The 23,428-nt window shown below is 41.6% G+C and carries 24 protein-coding genes, 1 riboswitch and 1 other annotated feature; of the genes, 13 read left to right on the top strand and 11 right to left on the bottom strand.

Translation table 11 applies throughout. The features are described from left to right. Positions 1–81: 81 nt before the first annotated feature. Positions 82–852, bottom strand: coding sequence for an SDR family NAD(P)-dependent oxidoreductase (locus tag AC6CH1_RS00255; RefSeq protein ID WP_350478564.1), 771 nt, complete (start codon positions 850–852; stop codon positions 82–84). Positions 853–1,052: 200 nt separating this feature from the next. On the opposite strand from AC6CH1_RS00255, the gene AC6CH1_RS00260 reads away from it, so the two are divergent. After that, complete coding sequence (locus AC6CH1_RS00260) at positions 1,053–1,685, top strand: nitroreductase family protein (protein WP_251689937.1); 633 nt, start codon at positions 1,053–1,055, stop codon at positions 1,683–1,685. 67 nt (positions 1,686–1,752) lie between these two features. Here AC6CH1_RS00260 and AC6CH1_RS00265 read toward each other — a convergent pair whose 3' ends face one another. Continuing rightward, positions 1,753–2,613 carry an EAL domain-containing protein gene (locus tag AC6CH1_RS00265; protein ID WP_498315920.1) on the bottom strand — a complete coding sequence of 287 codons (861 nt, stop codon included), beginning with the start codon at positions 2,611–2,613 and terminating at the stop codon, positions 1,753–1,755. A gap of 271 nt (positions 2,614–2,884) precedes the next feature. On the opposite strand from AC6CH1_RS00265, the gene AC6CH1_RS00270 reads away from it, so the two are divergent. The 4 genes from AC6CH1_RS00270 (at position 2,885) to AC6CH1_RS00285 (ending at position 5,996) form a co-directional block, all read left to right on the top strand. Further along, a complete protein-coding gene (locus tag AC6CH1_RS00270) occupies positions 2,885–3,499 on the top strand; it encodes a hypothetical protein (protein ID WP_498315922.1) in 615 nt (204 codons plus the stop codon). 127 nt (positions 3,500–3,626) lie between these two features. Continuing rightward, entirely contained in the window at positions 3,627–4,115 is a 489-nt protein-coding gene (ybaK, locus tag AC6CH1_RS00275) for a Cys-tRNA(Pro) deacylase (RefSeq protein WP_251689934.1), read from the top strand. 14 nt (positions 4,116–4,129) lie between these two features. Then, entirely contained in the window at positions 4,130–4,747 is a 618-nt protein-coding gene (locus tag AC6CH1_RS00280; RefSeq protein WP_340799992.1) for a YczE/YyaS/YitT family protein, read from the top strand. 58 nt (positions 4,748–4,805) lie between these two features. Then, positions 4,806–5,996, top strand: a complete 1,191-nt coding sequence (locus AC6CH1_RS00285; protein ID WP_251689932.1) for a glycine C-acetyltransferase — start codon at positions 4,806–4,808, stop codon at positions 5,994–5,996. Positions 5,997–6,192: 196 nt separating this feature from the next. On the opposite strand, the gene AC6CH1_RS00290 is transcribed toward AC6CH1_RS00285, so the two are convergent. Continuing rightward, on the bottom strand, positions 6,193–7,377 hold the full coding sequence (locus AC6CH1_RS00290; protein ID WP_498315924.1) for a pyridoxal phosphate-dependent aminotransferase: 1,185 nt from the start codon (positions 7,375–7,377) through the stop codon (positions 6,193–6,195). A 152-nt stretch (positions 7,378–7,529) separates the two neighbouring features. Between AC6CH1_RS00290 and AC6CH1_RS00295 the strand changes: the two genes are divergently transcribed. From AC6CH1_RS00295 to AC6CH1_RS00315, 5 genes are all read left to right on the top strand, one after another. Beyond that, positions 7,530–8,321, top strand: coding sequence for a carbon-nitrogen family hydrolase (locus AC6CH1_RS00295; RefSeq protein ID WP_251690053.1), 792 nt, complete (start codon positions 7,530–7,532; stop codon positions 8,319–8,321). A 177-nt stretch (positions 8,322–8,498) separates the two neighbouring features. Beyond that, a complete protein-coding gene (locus tag AC6CH1_RS00300; RefSeq protein ID WP_251689930.1) occupies positions 8,499–9,752 on the top strand; it encodes a Y-family DNA polymerase in 1,254 nt (417 codons plus the stop codon). A 12-nt stretch (positions 9,753–9,764) separates the two neighbouring features. Beyond that, the gene (locus AC6CH1_RS00305; RefSeq protein ID WP_251689929.1) at positions 9,765–10,085 is read left to right on the top strand and encodes a YolD-like family protein; all 321 of its coding nucleotides are present in this window, start codon (positions 9,765–9,767) and stop codon (positions 10,083–10,085) included. Positions 10,086–10,476: 391 nt separating this feature from the next. Continuing rightward, positions 10,477–11,427, top strand: a complete 951-nt coding sequence (locus AC6CH1_RS00310; protein ID WP_251689928.1) for an L-threonine 3-dehydrogenase — start codon at positions 10,477–10,479, stop codon at positions 11,425–11,427. 271 nt (positions 11,428–11,698) lie between these two features. Then, the gene (locus tag AC6CH1_RS00315; RefSeq protein ID WP_498317724.1) at positions 11,699–13,312 is read left to right on the top strand and encodes a long-chain fatty acid--CoA ligase; all 1,614 of its coding nucleotides are present in this window, start codon (positions 11,699–11,701) and stop codon (positions 13,310–13,312) included. 34 nt (positions 13,313–13,346) lie between these two features. Here the strand turns inward: AC6CH1_RS00315 and AC6CH1_RS00320 are convergent, their stop codons facing one another. From AC6CH1_RS00320 to AC6CH1_RS00355, 8 genes are all read right to left on the bottom strand, one after another. Further along, positions 13,347–13,577 carry a sulfate permease gene (locus tag AC6CH1_RS00320; RefSeq protein ID WP_251689922.1) on the bottom strand — a complete coding sequence of 77 codons (231 nt, stop codon included), beginning with the start codon at positions 13,575–13,577 and terminating at the stop codon, positions 13,347–13,349. A 149-nt stretch (positions 13,578–13,726) separates the two neighbouring features. After that, entirely contained in the window at positions 13,727–14,506 is a 780-nt protein-coding gene (trpA, locus tag AC6CH1_RS00325; protein ID WP_427711471.1) for a tryptophan synthase subunit alpha, read from the bottom strand. Continuing rightward, the gene (gene trpB / locus AC6CH1_RS00330) at positions 14,503–15,690 is read right to left on the bottom strand and encodes a tryptophan synthase subunit beta (RefSeq protein WP_251689920.1); all 1,188 of its coding nucleotides are present in this window, start codon (positions 15,688–15,690) and stop codon (positions 14,503–14,505) included. The genes trpA and trpB overlap by 4 nt, the downstream gene beginning before the upstream one ends. Continuing rightward, the gene (locus AC6CH1_RS00335) at positions 15,687–16,304 is read right to left on the bottom strand and encodes a phosphoribosylanthranilate isomerase (protein WP_498315926.1); all 618 of its coding nucleotides are present in this window, start codon (positions 16,302–16,304) and stop codon (positions 15,687–15,689) included. Before AC6CH1_RS00335 ends, trpB begins: the two co-directional genes overlap by 4 nt. Next, complete coding sequence (trpC, locus tag AC6CH1_RS00340; RefSeq protein ID WP_251689918.1) at positions 16,301–17,095, bottom strand: indole-3-glycerol phosphate synthase TrpC; 795 nt, start codon at positions 17,093–17,095, stop codon at positions 16,301–16,303. The genes AC6CH1_RS00335 and trpC overlap by 4 nt, the downstream gene beginning before the upstream one ends. Next, on the bottom strand, positions 17,092–18,129 hold the full coding sequence (trpD, locus tag AC6CH1_RS00345) for an anthranilate phosphoribosyltransferase (RefSeq protein ID WP_498315928.1): 1,038 nt from the start codon (positions 18,127–18,129) through the stop codon (positions 17,092–17,094). Before trpD ends, trpC begins: the two co-directional genes overlap by 4 nt. A 5-nt stretch (positions 18,130–18,134) precedes the next feature. After that, positions 18,135–19,118: a metal ABC transporter ATP-binding protein gene (locus AC6CH1_RS00350; RefSeq protein ID WP_251689916.1), complete on the bottom strand. Its 984-nt coding sequence runs from the start codon at positions 19,116–19,118 to the stop codon at positions 18,135–18,137. Between the two features lie 121 nt (positions 19,119–19,239). After that, positions 19,240–19,454: a binding site (T-box leader), on the bottom strand. Positions 19,455–19,632: 178 nt separating this feature from the next. Beyond that, entirely contained in the window at positions 19,633–20,118 is a 486-nt protein-coding gene (locus AC6CH1_RS00355) for a QueT transporter family protein (protein ID WP_498315930.1), read from the bottom strand. 6 nt (positions 20,119–20,124) lie between these two features. Further along, positions 20,125–20,169: riboswitch (PreQ1 riboswitch) on the bottom strand. A 289-nt stretch (positions 20,170–20,458) separates the two neighbouring features. Between AC6CH1_RS00355 and AC6CH1_RS00360 the strand changes: the two genes are divergently transcribed. From AC6CH1_RS00360 to AC6CH1_RS00370, 3 genes are all read left to right on the top strand, one after another. Then, a complete protein-coding gene (locus tag AC6CH1_RS00360) occupies positions 20,459–21,475 on the top strand; it encodes an ABC transporter substrate-binding protein (RefSeq protein WP_251689914.1) in 1,017 nt (338 codons plus the stop codon). 96 nt (positions 21,476–21,571) lie between these two features. Next, complete coding sequence (locus AC6CH1_RS00365; RefSeq protein ID WP_498315932.1) at positions 21,572–22,612, top strand: ABC transporter permease; 1,041 nt, start codon at positions 21,572–21,574, stop codon at positions 22,610–22,612. Then, positions 22,605–23,399 carry an ABC transporter ATP-binding protein gene (locus tag AC6CH1_RS00370; RefSeq protein WP_079524586.1) on the top strand — a complete coding sequence of 265 codons (795 nt, stop codon included), beginning with the start codon at positions 22,605–22,607 and terminating at the stop codon, positions 23,397–23,399. The genes AC6CH1_RS00365 and AC6CH1_RS00370 overlap by 8 nt, the downstream gene beginning before the upstream one ends. The last annotated feature ends 29 nt before the right edge of the window (positions 23,400–23,428 follow it).

Genomic DNA, 23,428 nt, shown 5'->3' on the forward strand with positions numbered 1-23,428 from the left:
GAGTTAACGGGTTTTGTAGGGAATAAAAAACTGGGAAAAAACCAAAAGAATGGGCTCTTTTGGTTTTCCTTTTCTTTACATTTAAACATTGTATAAAGCGCCGTCAATTGTGAACGAAGAAGAGCTTACATAAGAGGCTTCATCTGAAAGTAAGAAAGCAATAACATTTGCTACTTCTTCCGGTTCACCATAGCGTTTCATCGGTACAGCATCATTGTAGGCTGCTTGAGCTGCCTCAGCAGCGCCCGGCGCAACATTTGATTCAATTTTACGCATCATTTGTGTATTGATCACACCTGGATTTACCGTATTTACGCGAACATTATACGTTGCTGCTTCTAAAGCGGCTACCTTATTAAGACCCATTACAGCATGTTTAGAGGAATTATATAGTGCCATACTTGGAGAACCGATTAAACCGGCTACAGATGAAGTATTGACTATAGAACCGGATTTTTGCTCTTTCATTACCGGCAATACATATTTCAAACCGAACAGAACACCTTTTACATTAATGCCATATACAAAGTCGAATTCTTTTTCTGTAATTTCTTCAAGAGGTTTTGCTGGGCCTTCAACACCAGCGTTATTCACAAAGCCGTCGATCCGGCCGAATTTCGAAATCGTTTGATCCACATAGTTTTTTACATTGTCTTCTTTTGACACATCTGCTTTTACGATTAAGCTGTTTTCATCTGTAAGTGAGAGTTCTGTTTGAACGGATTTAATCGCGTCTTCGTTTAGATCGACCAATACAACTTTTGCTTTTTCATTAACCAGTTTTCTTACAACCTCTTTACCAATACCTCCTGCTGCGCCAGTGACAATGATGATTTTGTTTTCGAATTTCACTTTCTTCGTCTCCTTTTTCTTTCAAATATTTTTTATAAATAAAAATAATTGAATTCCTATAGAAAGTATGGACTTTCTACTACTTCTCAATCGACTAAAAGAAATGAAATTATTGACAACTAAATTTATAATATGGTAAATTTATCTCGAAATAAAGATACTTTAATTTGAAATAAATTACAAGGAAGAGGTAGCACAATATGAACTTTGAAGAATTAGTAAAATCTCGCCATTCCGCAATGAACTTTATTGAAAATGAACAAATGACAGAAGAGGATTTTAAAAATATATTTGAGCTGACAAAGCTGGCTCCAAGCGCATACAACCTTCAGTTTACGAATTACTTGGTTATTACAGATCAAGAGAAGAAAGAAAGAGTAAAAGAATTAAGCTACAACCAATATAAAATCCATACATCAAGCGGTGTTGTTATTGTTATGGGGAATAAAAACAGCATTGAAATGCCGGAAGTCGAAAAAATCTACAGTCCATTAAAAATGCTGAAAATGATGGATGAAGTGGAATATGATATGACGATGGAATTGATTAAAGGATATAGTGACGGGTTAAAAGACAACCCGCATGAATTAAATTTAGAATTGATGCGAAATGCAGGGATTCACGCCATGCTTTTTATGATGAGTGCCAAGCATTACGGATTTGATACATGTCCAATGCATGTCCATAATGTTGATGAATTAAGAAAAGAGTTCAATATTCCAGATCATTTAGAGCCGGTTATGATGATTACGATTGGAAAAAGCGTTGATAAAGTACGCGCACGAGGTTACCGTAAACCGGTTGGAGAATTTGTGAATTTCAATGGGTATTAGTTAATAAAAATTAGGCGACTGAACATCCGATAAGGGATATTCAGGCGCCTTTTATATTGTCCGGATTTCATTCAGAACTCGGATTTATTCCTTCTATTAAATCCGAGTGAGGGCGCCCGATTGCGTAGCCTTGCGCATAATGAACGCCAACTGATTGGATGAATTCATATTCCGCCTTTGTTTCAATGCCTTCAGCAATTACTCTTGTCCCCGATTCGATTGCATAATTTAAAATAACTGTTAAAAGCTGCTGCTGTGCTTTATGCTGATCGATATTTTGAATAAGTGAGCGATCCAGCTTAATGAATTCCGGCTTTAGATAAATTAATGTTTTTAAACTATTGTAGCCTGAACCGACATCATCAACCGCAATACGATAGCCTTGTGACCGGTAGTGGGAAAGGACCCGTGCAAATTCCTCGAAATCTCCGACAGCACTGCGTTCCGTCAGCTCAAATACAACTTGCTCAGGGGAAATATTCAATTTTTCCAGTAAAGCCCTTGTTTCGCCGCTATGATATTTTTTATCGAGCAAAACATTTGGATGGATATTGATAAACAAAGTGAAATCTTTCGTCGTATTGTAATTGAGCAATTTTTTGTGATAGCGCACGAGCGAAAGATTCCGGCAAAAGCATTCAAACAAAAATACTTTATCCGTTTGTCCAACAAATTCATAGAAAATATCGGCCGTTTGAAAAAGCTTTAGCGCAATAGGGCGGTTCAATGCTTCAAAACCAAATGTCGTGTTGTATCTTACATCATAAATAGGCTGAAAATATGTACTCATTGCCTCCTGTGCAATAATATTTTTCAATGCTAATGACCGGGATAGATGACGGATTGTTTTACTCTTTAACAGAAACCGCTGCATCACTTCCTTGAAATCAATTGAATTGTTCGGCTTTGAATTTACGGATGTTTTCATGGAATGCTCCTACCTGTAGTAATGATTCTTAATTTTAAACGGAGATTGTTTCCATACTATAAAGGCAGTGTAAAGATTGGTTTTTTTATTATAGGTAATGGGTACTTGAATTAAAACTAACAGATAGTCCATTTTGTAGATTGAGAGAGCAGAGAAGGTTGGTAAGAAAGTTCTGAATATGAACAATCGGTGAATATCTTCTATATAAAAGTGGTATATGTTGGTATATTAATAAAAAATTAATGCAACTTTTACAAAAGGGGTGAAGAAGATGAAGATTAGTAGCTTGGCACGAAGATTTAGTCCAGAGTTAGATGATAGAAAACGCTCCCAGCTCCGCAAAGAGGCGGGCGAAGCATATAAAAAGCATGCACAGTATACGGATCCAAGTAAAAATCCACTGCTAAAAGTGCTGGAAAACCTCCTTTCCGGTAAAACAGAAAAAGATTTGCTAACACAGGATAATGCCAATCTGGCCGAAAATCTTGCAGTGGTAAATGACTTCACGTATAAACAAACACCAACATTGGATAATGTGCGTCCAGCATCAGCTGTCCCTTCATCTCAAGATTTACTTACAGCAGCAAATGTATCAACTTCCATTCCGCAAATGCCGGCAAACACTCAAAACCAACATTCAGAGCAAGTACAATCAGAGGAAGCAATCTCGTTGGCTAACGAAAATCTTTCCTTTACAATACCGGAAAAGTTCCAACAAGATTTTGCACGTAATCCAGACGAGCAAACAGTATTTGGTCGAGGGTTGGAAAAGCAGTTATTTCAGCGTTCATTCAATATAGTTGCAGAAAAGTATAACTCACATATTGCAATGGTGAATAACGGTTACCGTTTGACAGAGGAATCGGTTTTCTCCCAAATTGCATGACACTAAGCCCGCTCATATGGAGTGGGTTTTTTACATTTAAGTAAATTATAAAATTGCTTTGAAGCAGCACTTAGCAAATCATTCAGTGGTATAATATTTCCAAAGTTGAGAATATGGAGTGGTCTTTTTGGCGAAGAAGCAAGCAAAAACAAATGCAGTTCGTTTAATAGAGCAGAAAAAAATCGCACATGAAATTTTTGAGTATACGATTAACGACGGGGAATCGGTCGATGGATTGACCGTTGCCGGCAAAATAGGCCAGCCTGTCGAACACGTCTATAAAACATTGGTCGCGACTGCAGGAAAGGGCAATTATTTTGTTTTCGTCATTCCGGTTGATGCGGAATTAAATTTAAAGGCTGCAGCAAAAGTGGTAAGGCAAAAGAAAATCGAAATGCTCCCTGTTAAGGAGCTGCTTGGCTTAACCGGTTATATTCGCGGAGGCTGTTCGCCGATCGGGATGAAAAAGCTGTTTCCGACTATTATTGAGGAAGCGGCGACTGCACTAGATTATGTGATTGTCAGTGCAGGCAAAATCGGGATGCAGATCAAGCTTGCACCGGAAGATTTACAAAAGGCAACGAACGGGCAATTTGCATCGATTGTCTCATCATAGAAAGAAGGATTGTTGTGTCGAAGAAATTTAAATGGCAATGGGGAAGTTTTTTTGTAGGAATGATGATCATGGCGCTTGGTATTACAATGACGATTAAAGGGAATGTTGTGGGTACAGCTCCATGGGATGTTTTCCATATTGGTCTTTACAAGCAAATTGGATTGACGATCGGTTCTTGGTCCATTTTAACGGGTCTGACGATTATTATCGGGACATCGATTTATTTGAAACGCATTCCGAAGCTTGCCACGTTTTTAAATATGCTGTTCATCGGTTCATTTATTGATTTGTTCAACTGGCTCTTGCCAGAGACGAGTATTTTTGTACTGGAACTTGCGTATTTTACAGCAGGATTTTTTGTAATGAGCATTGGCTGTGCACTTTATATTGCGGCAAGTCTTGGAGAAGGGCCGCGTGATACGATTATGATGATTATTGCGAGTAAAGGCTATTCTGTGAAAACAGGGCGGCTCGTAATGGAGGTATTTGCGACAGGTGCCGGATGGCTGCTTGGTGGTCCTGTTGGTTTCGGGACGGTTATTTTAGCGCTCGGCACAGGTTATGTTATTCAGCCTTCCTTGTTTTTCTTTAAAAGAAAGCTTGAGGAAATAATCGGAGAGCCGCTTACATAAAATTTTCATTCTCTGTGCTAAAATATAGTGGAAATAGATATCGAAAGGATGAACGCGCATGTCAAACGTATTAAACACCTTTTTAGATGAAAACTTACTGGCACTACAAGCACAAGGTTTATACAACGAAATCGATCCGGTAGAAGGAGCAAACGGCCCGATCATTAAAGTTGGGGGCAAACAGCTTGTAAACCTGTCATCAAACAACTACTTAGGTTTGGCGACGAACGATGAGCTGAAAAAGATTGCTCAGGACACAATCGCCTCATATGGTGTTGGTGCAGGTGCTGTTCGTACAATTAACGGTACGCTCGATCTACACGTAAAACTGGAAGAAACATTAGCGAAATTTAAAGGTACAGAAGCAGCAATCAGCTATCAATCAGGCTTCAATTGTAATATGGCGGCAATTTCTGCTGTTATGGACAAAAATGATGCGATTTTATCGGATGCATTAAACCATGCTTCAATTATCGACGGCTGCCGTTTATCTAAAGCTAAAATTATTCCATTTGCGCATGCGGATATGGATGATTTACGTGCAAAAGCAAAAGACGCAAAAGAATCAGGCCTTTACAATAAAGTAATGGTTATTACAGACGGTGTTTTCTCGATGGATGGCGATATTGCCAAGCTTCCTGAAATCGTGGAAATCGCAAAAGAATTTGATTTAATTACGTATGTAGACGATGCACACGGTTCAGGCGTTACAGGTAAAGGTGCCGGAACAGTGAAGCATTTCGGTCTGCAACACGACATCGACTTCCAAATCGGTACATTGTCAAAAGCAATCGGTGTTGTCGGCGGCTATGTAGCAGGGAAGAAAAATCTGATCGACTGGCTAAAAGTTCGCTCTCGTCCGTTTTTATTCTCAACAGCATTACCACCAGGGGATGTTGCGGCGATTACACGTGCGGTAGAGATGATTATGGAATCAACAGAGCTGCATGACAAGCTTTGGGAAAACGGTCAGTATTTAAAAGATGGCCTAGCAAAACTTGGCTTTAATATCGGGGAATCGGAAACACCGATTACACCATGTATTATCGGCGAAGAAAAGCTGACACAACAATTCTCGAAACGTTTACTTGAAGAAGGTGTGTACGCAAAAGCAATCGTGTTCCCGACAGTACCAAAAGGAACAGGTCGCGTGCGCAATATGCCAACAGCGGCACATACGAAAGAAATGCTCGATGAAGCATTAGCGATTTACGAAAAAGTAGGCCGCGAGTTAGAAGTAATTAAATAAGCGACGTTAAGCTCAGCACTGATTTTGATGGTGCTGAGTTTTGTTATGTTGAGTATTATAAATAGTAAACTGAGGATTAAGTAAGGGTAAGTGAGGATTATTGAGATGAGTTTGAGGATTATTTAACTGAAATTGAGGATTAAATAAAAATGCGGCGAATAAAACACCGCATTTTCGATAGCAGAGCATTCAAAAGTCATTTCAAAACCGTCTGCGCAAACAGACCAAGCTTCGCGACACGCTGTATGGCTTCGCGCAAACGTTCTTCATCGACGAGCAGCCCGACACGAATATAGCCTTCGCCGTATTCACCAAAACCATTACCGGCTGCAACGGCAATATCCGCTCTTTCCAGTAAAAAGTCAGCAAACAGTTCACTCGTATATGGTGCAGGTACATGGAGCCATGCAAAGAACGAGCCTTTTGGTGCTGTGATTTCCCAGCCGATTTTATGGGCTTCTTCAACGAGTACATTGCGGCGGCGCTCATATAATGCACGCAATTCTTCTACACAAGATTGCTCTTCATTCAGTGCAACTGCGGCTGCATGCTGGATCGCAGGGAACTGGCTGCAAAACAGATGGTCCTGAATAATATTGATCGCTTCAATCATTTTTGCATTACCGACAGCAAAGCCGATACGCCAGCCTGCCATATTGTACGATTTGGACAATGTATAAAGCTCAATGCCGACTTCTTTTGCACCGGGTGCCTGAAGGAAGCTTGGCGGGCGTTCACCATCAAAGCCTAGTGCCCCGTAAGCGAAGTCATGGGCAACTGCAATGTTATTTTCTCTAGCGAACTGTACGGTCTGTTCAAAAAAATCATGCGTTGCGACACCGCCAGTCGGGTTGTTCGGATAATTTAAATACATCAATTTGGCCCGGTTTTTAATGTCTGTGGACAATGCTTCGTAGTCTGGCAAAAAGTGATTTTCCTCTTGAAGCGGCATCGTATCAAACTTTACATCTGCAAGTGTGACACCGGATAAGTAATCCGGATAACCCGGATCTGGGAGGAGCATATAATCGCCAGGATTCAAGAGTCCAAGCGGAAGTTCGACTAAACCGATTTTTGTTCCGCCTAAGACGGCCACTTCTGTAGCGGGATCAATGTCGACATTATATTCACGTTTATAGAAGTCCGCAGCTGCTTGCTTGAGCTCTGCAATACCACGGAACGGAGAATATTTATGTGTTTGTGGATCATTTGCCGCATTTTGCAGTGCTTCCACAATATGTGCCGGTGTTGGCTGGTCCGGGTTTCCCTGACCTAAATTAATCACATCGCGCCCCTCAGCAAGCGCTTCATTTACTTTGTTTACAAGTGCTGCGAAAAACTGTTGTGGTAATTGCTGAAGCTTTTTCGAGAATTCAATCATTCTTTATCACCTCTGAAAAATAGTAAGGTTAATGTTAGTCTAAAACTTCACTTAAGTAAAGTGAAGATTTTGACAACTTGAAGTGAGATGTTACAATGAAGTACGAATATGCGAAAATAGATTCGCACGGAATTTTTAAGGCGGTGGCAGTTATGAAAATCGGTTGTATTCAATTAAATGTTGGTTTTGGCAAGGTAGATGAAAACTATGAACGCGCGGAGAAATTTATTCGCGAAGCGGTAGCAGGCGGTGCTGAAATCGTTGTATTACCGGAAATGTGGAATACAGGCTATGCGCTCGAAAAACTGGAAGAGCTGGCGGACGAAAATGGAGAACGTACGAAATCATTTTTAAGCAGTCTTTCAAAAGAATTGGCGGTACATATTGTAGGTGGATCGGTATCGGTGAAACGTGATGATAAGTTTTTCAATACGATGTACACATTCAATCGCGATGGTGAATTAGTCGGCGAGTACAGTAAAGTGCATTTATTCCGCTTAATGGATGAGCATTTGTATTTGGAATCCGGCAGTGATATGAACCGTTTCGCATTAGGTGAGCTCGAAGCGGGCGGAGCAATTTGCTATGATATTCGCTTCCCTGAATGGCTGCGTTCCCATGCGTTGGATGGTGCTAAGGTGCTGTTTGTACCAGCACAATGGCCGACACCACGTATCGATCACTGGAAAATATTACTGCAGGCGCGAGCGATTGAAAACCAGTGCTTCGTCGTTGCGGTAAATCGTATTGCCCGTAAAGTGGAAAATTTCAATGGTCAGTCAATGATTATCGGGCCATGGGGTGAAGTGCTTTGGACAGGTGCAGAGGATGAGGAACTGGCGATTATTGACGTTGATTTTTCAACAGTCGATGAAGTGCGCGGCCGCATTCCTGTATACGAAGATCGCCGTCCGGGTCTTTATGAAAAAGTAATAAAAGAATAAATTTTAAAAGCGTACCGGATGAATGTCGGTGCGCTTTTTTTGCATTAAGCAGCAAATTAACTCACTGATACAATAAAAAAATCCCTCTCAACCAAAACAGCCACTACTTTCCACTTGCCATCTCACACGTCTCATTTTAATATAAGAACAAATGTTCGATATAAGGAGATGAGCTTTATGTATGAAAATGTGCCGGAACGTTCGATTATTTGTATTGATATGCGCAGTTTTTATGCAAGCTGTATTGCATCGGTTGAAAATTTAAATGTAATGGAAGTACCGATTGCGATTGTCGGAAATTTTCAGCAAAAGGGAAGTGTTGTACTTGCAGCGTCCCCTCCGATGAAAAAGCGCTTTAATATTCGCACAGGTTCACGATTATACGAAATCCCGCCACATCCGGATATTCGTCTTTTTGAGCCGCGGATGTCATTATTTATACGCATATCAATGGAAATTACACGTCTGTTCAACGAGTTCGTTCCAAAAGAGGCCATTCATGTATATAGCGTCGACGAAAGTTTTATCGATTTAACCGGAACCGAAAAATTATGGGGGCCGCCTGAAGAAACGGCAAAATACATTCAGCAGCTCGTTTACAACCAATTTGAAATTCCATGTGCAGTCGGTTTTGGCCCAAATATGCTGATGGCAAAACTGGCGCTCGACATCGAAGCAAAAAAGACGGGATTTGCGAAATGGACATATAATGATGTACCGGAAAAACTGTGGCCGATCATGCCGCTGTCCACGATGTGGGGAATCGGCAGCCGTACGGAAAGAACGCTGAATCATATGGGCATTTATTCTGTCTACGATTTGGCGCATGCCGATTTAGCGTTACTTGAAAAGCGCTTCGGAATTCTCGGCAATCAGCTGTATTACCATGCATGGGGAATCGATCATTCGACAGTCGGTGCGCCGATTATGCAAGGGCAAATCAGCTTCGGTAAAGGGCAGATGCTGATGCGCGATTATCGCAGTAGAAAGGAAATTTTAGTCGTATTGCTGGAAATGTGTGAAGACGTGGCAAGGCGGGCGCGGGAAGCGAAGAAAATCGGTCGGACGATTTCATTAGGGCTTAGCTACAGTAAAGATGCCTTCGGGGGCGGATTTCATCGTTCACGTACAATCGATGAGCCGACAAACGATACACTGAAAATTTTCGAAGTGTGTAAGCAGCTGCTCGATGAATTTTATGCCGAACGGCCGGCACGCAAAATTACGATTACATTAAGCAATATTGAAAGTGAATATTCGATGCAGCTCAGCCTGTTCGATGAGATGCGTTGGCGTAACCGCAAGCTCGGAGAAACGATGGACCGTTTACGTACAAAATACGGTACAACAGCGATATTGCGTGCGGTTTCCTATACGGAAGCAGGTACTGCACTGACACGGGCTGAATTAGTAGGCGGGCATAAACAATAGGGAGTGAAGGCGATGAACAGAGATAGAGGAACAATTAAATGGAGCGCAATGATGTTGCCGGAGCATGTCCAACTATTGCGTGAATGGCAGGAAGAGGACGCAATTGTTACCCAACCCCAACTTGACGAAGCCCAGTTAGAACAAATTAACATCAATCTGCAGCGAGCCTACACAGAGCATTGCCCGATCCAACTAAAAGTATGGGAGCAAACTGGCCTCTATACAGTTTCCGGGGCAATCCAAAAAATCAATATCCACGAACAATATGTCAAACTGGCAAACAGCGAAAGAATTCAGTTCCACCATATTTATGAAGCACTCTTGGATGAGTAGACTTTCCAGTTGTCCAATAAAAATATTGAAATGGGGGAGGCAACTCCAGCGGAAAGCGTCCGACCCGGAATGGAAATTGACCCAATGTTAGAAAGAGAAATTAAATTTCACTTGATTTTACAACCAGAGCCACTCGTATAAAAGTAATCTTTCTATTCGAATATTTCACACGTACAAATGTATTGCTGAAAAAGAATATTTTTAACATATTGTTTTTTAGAAAAGAACACCATATAATAAATTTCATGAAAATGTTTGAACATCAATATTTTTGGATGGTTATATGTATTTTCCACAAGGACATTTGTTTTAATAGATGAGAAATAATAGACGGTATATTCAGCGGTAACAGGCTGAAAACATGTCTTTTAAAGGATAGGGAGGCTTCAGATTGAAGAAAATTATGGTGACCGGTGCTTTAGGTCAAATTGGTTCGGAATTAGTAGAGAAATTACGCCATACGTATGGCACAGATAATGTATTGGCAACAGATATTCGAAAAATTGATCAGCATGAAGGTCCATTTGAAGTATTGGATGTAACAGATGGGAAACGCATGCACACACTTGCCCATGATTTTGGTGCAGACACGATGATACACATGGCTGCATTACTCTCGGCAACAGCAGAAAAAAATCCGGTATTCGCCTGGAATTTAAATATGGGCGGTTTAATGAATGCACTTGAAGTGGCACGTGAACTAGATATGCAGTTTTTCACGCCAAGTTCAATCGGCGCATTCGGTCCTTCTACGCCAAAGGACAATACACCACAAGATACATTACAGCGTCCAACAACGATGTACGGTGTCAATAAAGTAGCTGGCGAATTATTATGCGACTACTACTACACACGCTTTGGACTGGATACACGCGGTGTCCGTTTCCCGGGGCTGATTTCTTATGTAACGCCACCTGGTGGAGGAACGACGGACTATGCCGTAGATATTTATTATAAAGCTATTGCGGAAGGACGCTACACATCGTATATTGCAGAAGGTACGTATATGGATATGATGTATATGCCGGATGCACTGCAGGCCATTGTTGATTTAATGGAAGCAGATCCGGCAAAGCTTGTGCACCGCAATGCATTTAATATTTCGGCGATGAGCTTTGAGCCGTCACAAATCGCAGCCGAAATTAAAAAGCATATTCCAAGCTTCACAATGGATTATGATGTGGACCCGATCCGTCAGGCAATTGCCGACAGCTGGCCAAATGCAATCAACTCATCGGCAGCGATTGAAGAATGGGGCTTCAAAGCTAACTACGATCTGGAAAAAATGACGGTCGATATGCTGGAAAAACTAAAAGTACGATTAGCACAAAACGCGATTTAACTTATAGAAGCGAGTGAAACTGTTGAAAAGCAGTTCACTCGCTTTTTTATATAGGTGCCTGTGGAAAGCCTCGAGGTGGGAGACCCTAAAAGCAAAATTTTGTAATATTCGTTTCTCTAGTAAAATGAAATCGCTGCATTATTGACAAAATATTTTCATTTTTCAGTATATTATATTAGAATGGTATTGTGGGAGAAATTAGGAGGTGTTTTATTGGTAATGGGGATTGCCGGTAAAGATAATGCCTCATAAAAGGGGGAAATATATAATGATGATGCAAACACCACTCGTTTTAACAGATATGGTCAAGCGTGCAGAGACGTATTATGCACACAAAGAAATTATTTCACGTACAAGTGAAAAGAAGGTTCATCGCCTTACATACGGGCAATGGGTAAAGCGCACAAGAAAGTTAGCGCACGCATTAACAAAGCTGGGCATGGAGCGCGGTGACAAAATTGCGTCATTTGCCTGGAATCAGCACCGCCATTTAGAAGCCTATTTTGCGGTTCCATGTACAGGCGCAATTTTGCATATGGTCAATATCCGCCTGTCACCGGAACATATTGCGTACATTATTAATCATGCAGAAGATAAAATAATTTTAATAGATGAAGATTTAGTACCGCTCATTGAAGAAGTGCAGTCGGAACTGAAAACAATTGAACATTATATTATTATGGCGGATGGGGAACTGCCGGAAACAACATTACCGAACGTACTGTCATACGAGGCATTGCTGGAAGGAGCAGATGAAAACTTTGAGTTCCCGGAAGATTTGGATGAAAATGCGCCGGCAAGCATGTGCTATACAAGCGCAACAACGGGAAATCCAAAAGGGGTCGTGTATACACATCGTTCGCTTGTGCTGCACTCCATGTCAATTTCAATGGTGGATACGATGGCAATCTCGGAACGTGACACAATTTTACCGATTGTTCCGATGTTCCATGTTAACGCTTGGGGGATGCCGTTTGCAGCAGTGAATGTAGGGGCTACGCAAGTATTGATCGGTCCTCAGTTTACACCGGCATTAATATTGGATTTCATTGAGCAATACAATGTAACGAAAACGGCAGGCGTCCCGACAATCTGGCTCGGTGCATTGCAGGAGCAAGAAAAAAGAGCACGTAATTTATCGACATTACAGGAGATTTTCTGTGGAGGATCGGCTTCACCAAAAGGCCTTATTAAAAAGTACGAAGAAATGGGCATCAACTATATTGTGGTATACGGCATGACGGAAACTTCACCGATTGTTTCGATGTCACGTGATATGTCACATATGGATGACTGGTCATTGGATGAAAAAATTGAAACACGCGCGATGCAAGGTTTAACGGTTCCGGGGATTGAATCAAGCATCGTCAATGAAAATGGTGAAGTACCTTGGGATGGTGAAACAATGGGCGAGCTGCGTCTGCGTGGTCCATGGATTGCGGCAGAATATTATGAGGATGAGCGTACAGCGGAAGCATTTTCTGATGGGTGGCTATATACAGGAGATATCGCGGTTCGTTCAAAAGAGGGATTCATTAAAATAACAGACCGAACAAAGGACCTGATCAAATCCGGTGGTGAGTGGATCTCGTCCGTTGATTTGGAGAATGCACTTATGTCGCATGAAGCGGTATTTGAAGCGGCAGTCATTGCCATTCCCCACGCGAAATGGCAAGAGCGTCCGCTGGCATGTGTTGTTCTGAAAGAGGGAGCAAATGCAACTAAAGAAGAGCTGACGGCATTTTTGGAAGGACAATTTGCGAAGTGGTGGCTGCCGGACGATATCGTTTTCTTAAAGGAAATTCCGAAAACATCTGTCGGGAAATTCTTAAAGGCAAAGTTACGTGAAAATGTGAATGAAATTTATCCACAGCTTCAACTATAGTGTGGAATGAAATAAAAAACGGGGACGCATCGGATTACCGAGCGTTCCCGTTTTTCGTCGTCCCGCCTACGAAAAAGCGTTTCATAAGGGAGAGTCCTAAGTTGAAAAGGAAAATAATGAGTGCAACACGAAAGAATGCGACAAAGTATTGCCAAGTCGTTGTACTGTCTATGAACAGCTTTGGCATGCTATCTACTAATACATACGTAAAATAACCGGCAATCGCGATAAAAAACAAACCACCAAAAAAGTCCTTTACATTCATCTTGAACCCCCACTAAATAGATTTAATCAAAGGATACCATATAAAGGGAATATAATATATATAGAAGAAAGTGGGATGTAAAGGTACTGAAAGGAAGAGATGGGGTCCTCCAATTCTTCAAGTCGTTGCATCCTCTTAATAAGTAGTGATTAAATCGCGGCCGATTTCTTCGTCGCCTGTACAAGCGCTTCGATTGTTGCCCAGTCTTGCTCGACGAGTGCCGTAACAATTTTACTGCCGACAATTACTCCATCTGCGATATCGCCAAAGCTTTTTACATGTTCAGTCGTTGAAATACCGAAACCTGCTAACACGGGAATATTGCTCGCTGCTTTCAAGTTTGCAAAATGCCCGGCAAGTTCCGCGGCAAAGCTTGCACGTTCACCGGTAATGCCATTTACCGTTACAGCATAAACAAAGCCTTCACTTGCAGCGGCTAATTTCTTAATACGTTCAGGGGGGCTCATCAATGATACGAGCTGGACAAGCGCAATGCCATTTACCTTTAAAGCGTCATGCAATAAAGCACTTTCTTCGTAAGGCATATCCGGTACAATCAGTCCTTGAACACCACTGCGTTTTGCATCCTCTGCAAATGCTTCAATCCCATAAGCTAAAATCGGGTTTAAGTAAGTCATGACAACGAGCGGAATATGGATTTCCTGTGCAAAGCTTTGCAGTTCATCCAGTACTTTTTTCAATGTCACACCTTGTGCAAGTGCACGTTCACCAGCTTGTTCAATCGTTGGTCCATCTGCTACAGGATCGGTAAATGGAATGCCGACCTCAATTGCGGAAACTCCGATTTGCTGAAGCTTTAGTATAGTAGGTTTTAATGTTTCAAGCCCGCCATCGCCTGCCATAATATAAGGAACAAATGCTTTATCTCCTGCTGCTAATACGTTTTCAAGCTGTTTTTGCAATGTCATTTCGCGCCACCTCCAAGTTTATCCATTAATGTGTGAACATCTTTGTCTCCACGACCTGATAAGCAAACGACAACAATTTCATCAGCAGGTCGGTCCTTGGCAAATTGGCTCGCATAGTAAACGGCATGCGCGCTTTCCAATGCCGGTAAAATTCCTTCCGTTTCACATAATAGCTTTACACCTTCAAGTGCCTGTTCATCGGTAACAGAAGGGTAGGCAGCACGACCTGTTTCATGTAAATGACAGTGCTCAGGTCCAACTCCCGGATAATCAAGTCCTGCTGAAATTGAATGGGCTTCTTGAACAAAACCGTTGTCATCCTGTAGTAAATACATGAACGCACCATGTAGGACACCTGTTTTCCCTACGTGAATTGCTGCCGCATGCTTGTCGGTATTGACACCTGAACCTGCAGCTTCCACTCCATATAATGCTACATCCTGATCTTCTACAAACGGATAGAACATTCCGATTGCATTACTGCCGCCACCGATACAAGCAATAACTGTATCCGGAAGACGTCCTTCCTGCTGTAAAATTTGGGCACGTGTTTCATCCCCGATGACACGCTGGAAATCACGGACAATTGTAGGGAAGGGGTGGGGTCCAAGTGCCGACCCTAAAATGTAATGCGTATCTTCTATATGAGTGACCCAGTGACGCAACGCTTCATTAACCGCATCTTTCAATGTAGCAGAGCCTTTTTCTACCGCAACAACTTTTGTCCCGAGCAACTCCATACGGAAAACGTTCAGTTGCTGACGGCGTACATCTTCTGCCCCCATATAAACGATACATTCCATATCAAGCAATGCACACGCAGTTGCCGTTGCAACACCGTGCTGACCTGCACCAGTTTCAGCAACAATTTTTTTCTTCCCCATACGCTTTGCTAAAAGTGCCTGGCCGATCGCATTATTTATTTTATGTGCGCCAGTATGATTTAAATCTTCACGCTTTAAATAGATTTTCGCACCGCCGACTTTATTCGTTAAACGCTCCGCAAAATATAGGGGAGTTTCACGTCCGACATATTGCTTTAAATAATAGTCAAGTTCTTCCTGGAAAGAGGGGTCTTTTTTTGCTTCCTCATATGCAAGCTCCAATTCCTCAAGTGAAGTCATCAATGTCTCGGGCACAAATTGACCACCGAATCGCCCGAATCGTCCTTTTACTGTCGTCATAAAATCAACTCTCCTTTTGCTGTTTCAATAAAATTCGTAATCGCTGCTAAATTTTTTCGACCATCTACTTCTACACCACTTGAAACATCTACTGCAAATGGCTCGACAAGCATAATCGCCAGTCCAACATTTTCTTCATTTAATCCACCTGCCAAAATAACCTTTTCAAGCGGGATTTTTACTTTATCAAGCAGCATCCAGTCAAAGGATTTTCCGCTTCCTCCACGAAAGTCAGTTCCAGGCGCATCGAACAAATAGTAGTCCACATCATACGTCGCTGCTCGTGTCACATCCTCTTCACTTCGAATCGAGAACGCTTTAATTGCCGGCAGCCCGATTTCTTGAATCTGTTCGGGTGTTTCATCACCGTGATACTGGATATAATCGAGTCCGACTTCTTTTACAATTTGACGAATAGTGGCTGGCTCTTCATTGACAAAAACCCCGACTTTTTTGACCGTACTCGGAATTGCCTTTGCCAGTTCCGCTGCTTCCTCTACCGTAATGCGTCGTTTACTGGGCGCAAACATAAATCCGATAAAATCAGCACCTGCTTTGACCGCTGTTTCTACATGTTCAATTTCTTTTAATCCGCAAATTTTTACTTTTGTCATCGATTTTCGCCAACCTTTGCTGTTATGTCGATTTGTAGTGCTTTTAGTGAATTTTTGACATCTCCGCTGCGCATTAAGGCTTCGCCGACTAATATTCCTTTTGCGCCAGCATTCGCCACAAACTTTGCATCTTCCGGACCTAAAATTCCGCTTTCACTAATAAATGCTATCGGTGATGGAGGAAGAAGCTGCGCAATTTCAAGTGTTGCTGATAGTGAAACATCGAATGTTTTCAAATTCCGGTTATTCACTCCGATAATGTTTGCCCCAATGGCAAGGGCACGCTTTAATTCATCGGCATCATGTACTTCAACGAGCACTTCCAGCTGTTGTTCTGTCGCATAGGCGTAAAGGGATTTCAGCTGGTCGTCTGTTAATGCTGCAACAATCAACAGGACAACCGATGCGCCGGCAGCCTTCGCGTAGTCGATCTGTACTTCATGAATGATGAAGTCTTTACATAAAACCGGTATGTTTACGGCATTGGCAACGGCATTTAAATCCGCATAGCTTCCTTTAAAAAATGCGCGTTCTGTCAATACGGATATACAGGCAGCACCTGCTTCTTCATATTGTAAAGCTTGCTCAACAGGGTCGACTTCTGTCGCAATATCGCCTTTAGAAGGGGAGGCACGCTTCATTTCCGAAATGACTTGCAATGAATTTGCTGATATTAATGTTTCGTATAAAGAAGGGCGGACCTTATCAATTGTTAAAAACACAGGCTTTGTCGAAAGCAATTGTGGCAGCTCAGTCTTTTTTTGGTCAATAATACGGTCTAAAATCGTCATTTTACGGGTTCCTCCTGCATCTGTTTTTGGCTATAAGCAATGATATTCTCTAACTTTTCATAAGCGCGTCCGGATAAAATGCTGTCCTTCGCCATATCGATACCTTCTTTCATTGTCTCGGCAAGCCCATATGCAAAGAAGCCAATGCCGGCGTTTAAAAGAACCGTATCAAAATACACGCTTTGTTTTCCTTTTAGTAAGTCACGCATAATATCCGCATTTTCTGCAGGAGTGCCGCCGCGAATTGCAGAAAGTGGCTGTGAGGCTAAGCCAACATCTTCAGCGCGCAGTTTAAATGGAATCATGTCCCCGCGGTCTAACAGTACAAAAGTGTTTTCACCATCCAGTGATGCTTCATCCATTCCTTGTGCACCAGATACGACGATTGCACGCTCACGTCCTAACAGATGGAGCACTTCTGCATAATCGGTCGTAAAGTTTGGTCGGTTAATGCCGACAAACTGTGTTTTTAGCGGAACAGGGTTTGTTAGGGGACCGACTAAATTGAAAATCGTCGGCTTGCCGATTGCCTGTCGTACTTCACCAATCCGTTTTAACTTCGGATGCATATTCGGAGCATGTAAGAAGGCGATACCGTGCTGTTTAAGCAATTCGGATGTTTGCTCGATATTCGGCAACAGCGTAATGCCAAGTGCCTCCAACACATCCGAACTTCCTGAAGCACTCGATACTTTCCGGTTGCCGTGCTTAGCTACTAAAATGCCGCCGCCTGCCAATACAAAAGCGGATGTCGTACTAATATTGAAGCTTTGAAGTCCGTCGCCGCCCGTGCCGCAGTTATCGATATAAATGCCTTCCGGTACGTCGACAGCAACTGCATGTGATTTCATAACAGAAGCTAAGCCTGCCACTTCATGTGCCGTTTCTCCTTTTGCACTCATCGCCGTTAAAAATGAGGCAATCTGTTCTTTCGGTGTTTGCTCATTAAAAATAAGCTGTGCCGCCTGCTGCATTTCCTCAAAAATTAAGTGCTCTTTTCGCTCAATCTGTTCAATGTATGGAAGTAAAGACATGTTCATCATCCTTTCAGTAAAGAGTGGAATGGCGCTTCTTCATCTGTCTCCGAGTGAAGCTGTGCGACATTTCCTTGAATTATTATTGTCTGTTCAGGTGTTGTGAAATCGACCTGACCATTAAAGCCGATATAGCCGATCAAGCCTTGTGCTGGTAATAGCCCTTTCACGACATCAATGGCATGAAGGGTAGGGCTTAACGTACTTGTTGTAACATTTGCAAGCTGCTGCACCGAATTTTCTGTACTATAGCGTTCGATTGACGGTGCATCATTTGTAACGGAAATATTCCCGTTCCTTACTTGCATGTAGTTTGATTTTGATGTACCGATTACTGTGCAATCATCAAATTCGACATAGTACATATATGGTGCAGCGTGCTCAATGCGCATTTTTCGATAAAGGGAAAGGGCCTCTCCGGAAAATTGTGCGCGATAACGTCCATTCCCCTCTTTTTCGACATGTTGTAATATATAGGAAGATTGTTCAGGTGTTGGTGTTGCAAACAGCTGTTCAATCAATTGATCAATGTTCGGTTCTACTTGCTCTGCTTCAATATTTGTATGGAAAACAGCGATTTCATCTGTTAAATGATCAAAAATAATGAGTGTATCGTAAACATGAAACTGCAGTTCAGGCAATGGCTTTTGCAATGCATGAATATAGCCAATTCCGCCACCTGTAAACGGATATTCCGTATGTGATGAGACACGAGGCATCACTTGCTTTAATAGTTGAACCAGCTCGCCTTCATATGTGTAGGCTTTATTGGAATGATGTGCATGATCTAAAAGTTGATCACCTGTCCCGATATACGTTTTACGAGGGTTGACCCCGATGAACGAATAGCGTCCATTCCCGTCATACTTAGAGGAACTTTCCAATAAAAACTTCCGTTCACCTTGCAGTCGCTGGAAAATAGAAATTGGTGTTAGTAAATCCCCATTTACTTTTTTCATTGATGTACGAAAATGTTGCTGAACTACCATATGAACAACTCCTTTTTTGAAATAAATTACGCCTTTACGATTCAGATTATTTAGCAATCTTGTAATTAATTTAAAGCTTTGCTGAACAAAAAAATCGCCCTCAGCAAAAGAATTAACTTTTGCTGAGGACGATCTGCACCGCGTTGCCACCTCGTTTGAAGCAAACCAAAAAAACCTTGCTTCCACTTAAACCTGATAACGGCAGGGTACCGTCCGCCGACTAACGCCAGCAGCTTTCATAAGGCCCATTCACATTTACCTTTTGGCGTATTTTCACCAGCCATACGCTCTCTTTACAAAACGGTAAATGCTACTCTTCTTATTCAACAATTTACTCAACTAAGCTCAACTAAACGAAAACGGTGGTCACGCTCCCGCAACCTGCTACCGTAAATAATAATTTGAATATGCTTTATTCTAACACTGAAAAACGAAATGTCAAACAATTCTAAAATATTTTCGCTGAATAAAAAACCAGCTGACGTTTTAAAACCAGCCGGTGAAAAAATCGATATTAAATTAATTTTTTGAAATTCAATCGTTTATTTAAAGTGTACATAATCGGTGCTCCAACCGCCAATACAACAAATTCGCCAAATGCTACAAACAGCCAAGTTTCCCAGAACGGGAAGCCAAGCACGATATTCAGCTGTGCTGCAATGATAAACATTGTAAACGTAAATAGTGTTGTATTAATAATCAGACGAGCCCAAATATTTTTCACAAACTTACAAATGAATATGAAAATTCCGAGTGTAATAATCGTATGTCCGACACCAAATACTAAATCAATTGGACCGATCGAAGACATCAGGAAATTGGAAATAAATACACCTAAAACAACACCTAACATATAGCGCGGGTTAAATGCGACTAAATGGTTAAAAATTTCGGCAATACGGAACTGTACTTGCCCAAAGCTAATTGGCGCAACAAGCATTGTGACAGCAATATATAATGCTGCAATAATGGCACTCGCTGCAATAAACTTTACCTTCATATGAAATTCCTCCTAGTTTTTTAACGTGGGATGGTTACGAACCACGCAAAGCAACTGCAATCATAGCAATATTGAAAATAAAAGTAAAGATTTATAGGACTTTTTTTTCAATAAATACTCAAAAAAATTCTAAAGAGTAAAAACTTCAACAAACCGCGTTGCTTAGCGGTTTGAAGTGTATCAACTAAATTCCGAAATGAGGCACATTACCTAGAATAAATTCAGAAGATTCTAAATGTTATTGACTATCTAAATACGACGCGGTAATATTATTTCAACACACTTCATCCAAATGAAGTTCGGTGCTTTAAATCGATAAAGTGAACTAGGGGGAAATAAGATGAGAAAAAATTTAATGAAGCTGTCCTTTTTATTATTCGGGCTTCTTTTATTATTAGCTGCTTGTGGCGGGGAAGAGAGCGAGACATCTTCGAACGAGACGTCAAATGGCGAGGCTGTAGATACAGCTAAAGCAGATAGCGATAAAACATTTAAAATCGGAACAACACAAATTGTTGAACATCCATCATTAGATGCAGCAAAAGAAGGATTTAAAAAAGCAATTGAAGATGCAGGTATTAAAGCAGAATACGTAGACAAATCTGCGAACAACGATAACAGTGCAAACATGACAATCGCCCAGCAGTTAGTCGGGGATAATGTAGATTTGATTTTCGCAAACTCAACACCTTCAGCACAGGCGGCAAAAAGCGCGACTTCTGATATCCCGGTTATCTTTACATCGGTAACGGATGCAGTAGGTGCGGAATTGATCGAGTCAATGGCAACACCTGGTGCCAACGTAACAGGTACGATTGATTTACATCCGGAAACAATGCCGAAAACAGTTGCCTTCCTAAAAGAATTAGGGGCAAAAAATGTAGGGATGGTATATAACGCTGGTGAGCAAAACTCAGTTGCACAAATTGCGGCAGTAAAAGAAATTGCAGCAAAAGAAGGCGTAACAATTGTGGAAGCAGCGGTATCTGCTTCATCTGAAGTACGTCAGGCAGCAGAATCACTAGTAGGAAAAGTAGATGCATTTTATATTATTACAGATAATACGGTCGTATCGGCACTTGAATCTGTAATCGAAGTAGCAGATGCAAACAAATTACCGCTTGTTGTCGGTGAGCTTGATTCAGTGGAGCGCGGCGGTTTAGCAGCTTACGGTTTCGAATACTACGATATCGGCTATGAAGCAGGGCAAATGGCAGCACAAATTTTATTGGAAGGTAAAACACCTTCAGAAGTTCCGGCTGCGTACCCGGCTAACTTAAAACTAGTAATCAATAAAGCTACTGCAGAAAACTTAGGCCTGGAAATTAAGCCTGAATGGGAAGCAGAAGTACAATAATTCATTATTTTTTATAAAAAAGCAGGTCAGCCTAAACAGGTAAATGTTTAGGCTGACTTGCTTAAAACTTTTGAAAAAGTCAGGAGATGATTCGAGATGTTTACAGCTATGTTTGGGTCAGTGGAGCAAGGGATCATCTATGCAATTATGGCACTTGGGGTTTATTTAACATTCCGTGTGCTGGATTTTCCGGATTTAACGGTTGATGGAAGCTTTGTAACGGGGGCAGGTACGGCAGCGATGATGATCGTGCTTGGCTATAACCCGGTCTTTGCCACATTGGTCGCAACAGTTGCTGGATTTATTGCTGGATGTATGACAGGAATTTTACACACTAAAGGGAAAATTAATCCTCTTCTTGCAGGGATTTTAATGATGATCGCCCTCTATTCGATTAATCTTCGAATTATGGGATTAAGCTCAGATACCGGTGTAACACGACCAAATATTCCACTATTAAATTCAGAAACAGTTTTTTCGACGTTCGGTTCATTCTGGTCGAATTTAGGTATTGATTCAGCAATTACAAATGTACTGAAATCAATGGGCTTAGCTTCTGTTCCAACAACTTGGGGAATTTTAATTTTAATGGTTGTTGTTACAACGATTATTAAACTAGTAGTAGACTGGTTCTTAAAAACAGAAATCGGTCTCGCGATTCGTGCAACAGGTGACAATAAACGAATGATTCGCAGCTTTTCGGCAAATACCGATTCACTGGTCATTTTAGGACTGGGAATTTCAAACGGTATGGTAGCATTATCGGGTGCATTAATTGCCCAATATACAAAGTTTGCCGATGTCGGATTAGGTATTGGTATGATTGTTGTCGGTTTGGCATCTGTAATTATCGGTGAAGCAATTTTCGGAACAAAGTCGATTGTTCGTGTCACATTTGCAGTTATTGCCGGGGCAATAATTTACCGAATGATTTACGCATTGGCGTTACGTGTAAAATGGCTTGACTCGGGAGATATGAAACTAATTACGGCGGTTATCGTTATTTTAGCGCTAGTAATCCCGCAAATCGTAGGGAAATATAAAGAGAAAAAGAGAAAAGCAAAACGTTTGGAAGAACGTCTCGCATTACAACAGGCAAAAGTAGATATTGAGCAGGGAGGGAAGAGCCTTGCTTAAATTAGATGGCATTAATAAAGTATTTAACGAAGGAACACCCGATGAGAAAATTGCACTGGACAATATTAATTTGCATTTGGCACCTGGTGATTTCGTTACAATTATCGGCAGTAACGGAGCCGGAAAATCGACAATGATGAATATGATTTCAGGAGCGTTAACACCAGATTTCGGCTCTGTCGAAATTAACGGCAATGATTTAACCCGCTTGCCGGAATATAAGCGTGCTGTACATATCGGCCGCGTATTCCAAGATCCGATGGCAGGAACAGCACCAACGATGACTATTGAAGAAAACTTGGCGATTGCCTATTCACGTAACACAAAGCGTTCATTGCGTTTTGGTGTTGATAAAAAGCGTCGAGAGTTTTTCAAAACGTCATTGGAAAAGCTGCATTTGAATTTGGAAAACCGTTTATCGGCTAAAGTCGGGCTATTATCGGGTGGGGAACGCCAGGCATTAAGTTTATTAATGGCGACATTTACGAAGCCTTCAATTTTACTGCTTGATGAACATACAGCAGCTCTTGATCCGTCCCGTGCAGAGCTTATTACAAAGCTGACAAAAGAGCTTGTCGAGGAAAGCCGGCTGACAACACTGATGGTCACGCATAATATGCAGCAGGCGCTCGATTTGGGGAATCGCCTCATTATGATGGATAAAGGGCAAATTATTCTGGAAGTCGGTGAAGACCGTAAACAGGACTTGACGATTCCGGATTTAATGCACGAGTTCGAACAAATCCGCGGTGAAAAAATGAATTCAGACCGCGCGTTATTAGGGTAAATGAAAAGTTCCGGAAAGATAAAGCAAAA

It is taken from the genome of Solibacillus sp. GQ1 (assembly GCF_059758555.1).